The 2472-nt window shown below is 62.4% G+C and carries 2 protein-coding genes; both read left to right on the top strand.

The annotated features are described in order from the left end of the window. The first annotated feature begins 69 nt into the window (after positions 1–69). The gene (locus tag EOL86_13660) at positions 70–1704 is read left to right on the top strand and encodes an IS21 family transposase (protein ID NCD26620.1); all 1635 of its coding nucleotides are present in this window, start codon (positions 70–72) and stop codon (positions 1702–1704) included. Next, on the top strand, positions 1701–2459 hold the full coding sequence (locus EOL86_13655) for an ATP-binding protein (protein ID NCD26619.1): 759 nt from the start codon (positions 1701–1703) through the stop codon (positions 2457–2459). The genes EOL86_13660 and EOL86_13655 overlap by 4 nt, the downstream gene beginning before the upstream one ends. The last annotated feature ends 13 nt before the right edge of the window (positions 2460–2472 follow it).

The following is a 2472-nucleotide window of genomic DNA, read 5'->3' as shown; positions in this document are numbered from 1 at the left end:
TGTTAGCGGGCACCCCTATGGAGCCAATCCGGGGGCACCCTTAAAGGAGCCACCTCATGGGCACCCCTAATGGGGCCACCTTGGTTTTGGGAGAGCGGTAAAAACACTTCGCTCGGACTTCCTTGGCGCTTATCCCGACCTTCGAAACATAAGGAGGACGGGATGGCCAACAGGAGGTTCGAAATGCATGAGATTCGACACGTCATCACCCGGATGCGGCTTGGAGAGTCCGACCGCGAGATAGCTCGGTCCGGGTTCATGGGGCGATGCAAAGCCGGTCAGTTGCGGGCAATAGCCACGGAGCAGGGCTGGCTTGACACGAACCGCCCCCTGCCGTCCAACGAGGACATGGAAGCGCTTGTACTGGCCCCCCGCGCCAAACAACCGTCGCAGTCCCTGGCGGTGCCCATGGCCGGGCTCATCCGCACCTGGATGGAGCAGGGAGTGCAGGCCACGACCATCCATCAGACTTTGGTCGAGCGCTACGGGTTCACTGGCGGCTATGACTGCGTAAAGCGTTTCATCAGGCGCAACAAGAAAGCCCTGCCCGCCACCATCATTCTCGACCATCCTCCGGCCGAGACCGCCCAGGTCGACTTCGGGGCGGGTCCTGTGATCACCGATGTGCACACCGGCGAGGTCATGAAGACGTGGTTCTTCGTCATGACGCTGCCGTGCAGCAAGCATATGTACGCCGAACTGGTCACCAACCAGCGCGTGGAAACCTGGCTGGGCTGTCATCGCCGGGCTTTCGAGCACTTCGGCGGCACGCCCCTCAGGGTGGTCATCGACAACCCCAAATGCGCCATCATCCGCGCCTGCTATTACGAGCCGCAAGCCCAGCGGGCCTATGCCGAGTTTGCCGAAGGCTACTCCTTCCTCATCTCCGCCTGCCCGCCACGGGATCCCCAAAAGAAAGGCGTGGTCGAGGCCGGCATCAAATACGTCAAAAAGAGCTTCCAGCCGCTGCGGGAATTTCGGGATCTGGCCGACGCCAACCGTCAACTCCATGAGTGGGTCATGGGCACGGCCGGAAACCGCGTCCACGGCACCACCAGACAAAAGCCGCTGGTCCGCTTTGCCGAGATGGAGAAAGACTTCCTGCGCCCCTTGCCGGACGTCCCGCCCGAGCCGGCGGCCTGGGCATCGGCGAAGTTGCATGGCAACTGCCATGTCCAGTTCGAAAAAGCCTTCTATTCCGCCCCGTTCACGTTGGTGCATAAGTCGCTGTGGCTGCGCGCCACGGAGAAGACCGTGCAGATCTTCCTCGAACAACAACTCGTGGCCGCGCACCCCAGGCTGCACAAGCCCGGCGCGCGGAGCACGGTGCAAGACCACCTGCCGCCGGACGCCACCGCGTATCTGATGCGCGATCCGCAATGGTGCCTGACTCAGGCCGCCAAGGTCGGCGAACGTTGCCTGGAGCTGATCGATGCATTCTTCGGGCATCGCGTCCTCGACCATCTGCGGGCCGCTCAAGGGCTGCTGCACCTCGAGAGTCGTTACGGCAAACGACGACTGGAGGCCGCCTGCGCCAGAGCCCTGGATCACGGGGCCGGCACATACCGCAATGTGAAGAACATCCTGGAGAAGGGATTGGATCAGCAGGCTCTGTCCCTGCCCATTCCCCTGCCCGGGGCCTATGGCGGATCATCCCGCTTCGCCCGTGACAACGAACTCTCCGCCCGGAGGACACAGCCATGAACCCCATGCCCCAACTCATGCCTCACCTGAAGCAGCTCCGCCTCTCAGGCATTCTGGACTCCCTGGAAATCCGCAACCGCCAGGCCGTGGAGCAGAAGCTCGCCTATGTGGATTTCCTGGCGCTGCTCATCGAGGACGAGATCGCCCGCCGGGAACAACGCAAACTGGCCACACGTCAGCGCCGGGCCGGCATCAACACCCAGAAGACGCTGGAAAGCTACGACTTCACCTTCAACCTCGGCGTGAACCAGGCGCAGGTCATGGATCTGGCCACCTGCCGTTACCTGGAGGAAAAAGCCCCCGTGCTTGTCGTCGGCCCCTGCGGCACCGGCAAGAGCCACTTGGCCCAGGCCCTGGGCCATATCGCCGTGCGTCGCGGCCACGACACCGTGTTCACCACACATTCAAAGCTTCTGGGCCAACTCGCCTCGGCGCGGGCCGTAGGCACCTACGACCGCAAACTGGCCGCGCTGGCCAAGGCGGACCTACTCATCATCGACGACTTCGGCCTCAAACCCATGCGCCCCGGTCAAGACGAGGATTTCCACGACGTCATCGCGGAACGTTACGAACGGCGGCCAACAATCATCACCAGCAACCTGGATTTCTCGGAATGGAACGAAGCCTTCCACAACAAGCTCCTGGGCGCGGCCACCCTCGACCGGATCATGCACGGGGCCTATCAGGTCGTGCTGGACGGCAAGAGCTACAGGACCCCTCGCAGGGATCTTTCCACTTGCAGAGGCGATTCATAAACACATAACCAGA

The organism is Deltaproteobacteria bacterium, from assembly GCA_009930495.1.
Taxonomy (GTDB): Bacteria; Desulfobacterota; Desulfovibrionia; order Desulfovibrionales; family Desulfomicrobiaceae; genus Desulfomicrobium.
The sequence above is the reverse complement of the archived record's forward strand: the minus strand, read 5'-3'. Positions and strand labels throughout refer to the sequence as shown.

Bases quoted from the DNA above. Each gene is read 5' to 3' on its own strand.
- EOL86_13660 (NCD26620.1), top strand. From the start codon at position 70: ATGGGGCCACCTTGGTTTTGGGAGAGCGGTAAAAACACTTCGCTCGGA.
- EOL86_13655 (NCD26619.1), top strand. From the start codon at position 1,701: ATGAACCCCATGCCCCAACTCATGCCTCACCTGAAGCAGCTCCGCCTC.